1 protein-coding gene and 1 pseudogene are annotated in these 1464 nt (G+C 56.4%); both read left to right on the top strand.

Translation table 11 applies throughout. The features are described 5' to 3' along the window. Positions 1-219, top strand: a pseudogene (locus tag PMI16_RS26420) (RHS repeat-associated core domain-containing protein); the annotation flags it as partial. A gap of 76 nt (positions 220-295) precedes the next feature. Beyond that, positions 296-1408, top strand: coding sequence for an RHS repeat-associated core domain-containing protein (locus PMI16_RS09695; protein ID WP_034379808.1), 1113 nt, complete (start codon positions 296-298; stop codon positions 1406-1408). Positions 1409-1464 lie beyond the last annotated feature (56 nt).

The following is a 1464-nucleotide window of genomic DNA, read 5'->3' as shown; positions in this document are numbered from 1 at the left end:
GATAGCCCCGTTATTGCTACTGAACTTCAAGTGCGTGTCGAAGGGCCTGTTGCCGACCGTATGCATTTGTGGATAGATGAGTTAAACGCGCGTGGAGCTATACCGTCTCACGCCGAAATACAAGCCCGGCTTAATTCGATAGCAGACGATTTTGCAGGCGAAGAGAATGCGCTTTTCCCTGACATTAACTGGAGCACGCATCGGCGCACGTATAGCTGATAGGACGTGGGCAATGCGAAATCCGACTGGCGCCGGGCGACATGACGCAAGCCGGAGCAGTCAAAAGGATCTGACAATGAACACGAGCATATTGGGCTATAACGGCCAGCGGCGGGACGCGGTGAGTGGCACGTATCACTTGGGCAATGGCTATCGGGCATATAACCCAGTGCTGATGCGCTTTAACTGTCCGGACAACTGGAGTCCGTTCGGTGCGGGCGGCATCAATCCGTATGCGTACTGCGATGGTGATCCGGTCAACCGGGCCGATCCGTCAGGGCACCTGAGCAATGGCACCATTTTTGGGTTGGTTGGAGGGTTGATTGGCGGCATCGCCCTTGGCGTATTGACCGCCGGATTGGCTTTGCCCGCTGTGATTGCAATTGATGCGACGTTTGCGGTGGTGGTTCAGGGTATTTCCATGGCTATTGACCATGAACGCCTGGACAGCATGGGCGCGGGTGGCTGGGCGTTACTTGCCGGTGGCTCCCTGCTGGCATCAGTCGGCGGGGCGGTGGCAGGCAAGGTGCTCGGTGCACTCAAGGGTACAGCCAGCAGGCCGTTTGGGGGCCTGATGATGGAAGGTGAGGGAGCCGGGGCCGCCATACCTTTGCCAGGCCTATTTCGCAATCCACGGTTTCATGGGCTGTATCAGGGGCAAGGGGGGCAAATTGAGGATTTCGCATTTACCTACGAAGACCAGATACGGCAGGGGACTCGCCTGAATATAGTAATGCGTGCAGGGAACATACGGCGAAGCGTACCTGACGCCCATCCGACACGCTTCGCTTTGGGCCGGTGGAATGGTCGGCAATATGTGCACGCGCTGTATAGTGCCGCGACGATTGTTGATTGGACCCCTGATCGCGATTATGCAATGTACCGGTTGCTCGTATCCCGTGCTGCCGAGGGACAACACAATCACACCCTGGCCATGGCATTTACAAGGGCGTTGCGAGTGAGGCTAATAGATAGCCCCGTTATTGCTACTGAACTTCAAGTGCGTGTCGAAGGGCCTGTTGCCGACCGTATGCATTTGTGGATAGATGAGTTAAACGCGCGTGGAGCTATACCGTCTCACGCCGAAATACAAGCCCGGCTTAATTCGATAGCAGACGATTTTGCAGGCGAAGAGAATGCGCTTTTCCCTGACATTAACTGGAGCACGCATCGGCGCACGTATAGCTGATAGGACGTGGGCAATGCGAAATCCGACTGGCGCCGGGCGACATGACGCAAGCCGGA

The sequence above is a fragment of the Herbaspirillum sp. CF444 genome (assembly GCF_000282135.1).
In the GTDB taxonomy this organism is placed as follows: domain Bacteria; phylum Pseudomonadota; class Gammaproteobacteria; order Burkholderiales; family Burkholderiaceae_D; genus Herbaspirillum.
This window is presented reverse-complemented; position numbering and strand designations above follow the sequence as displayed.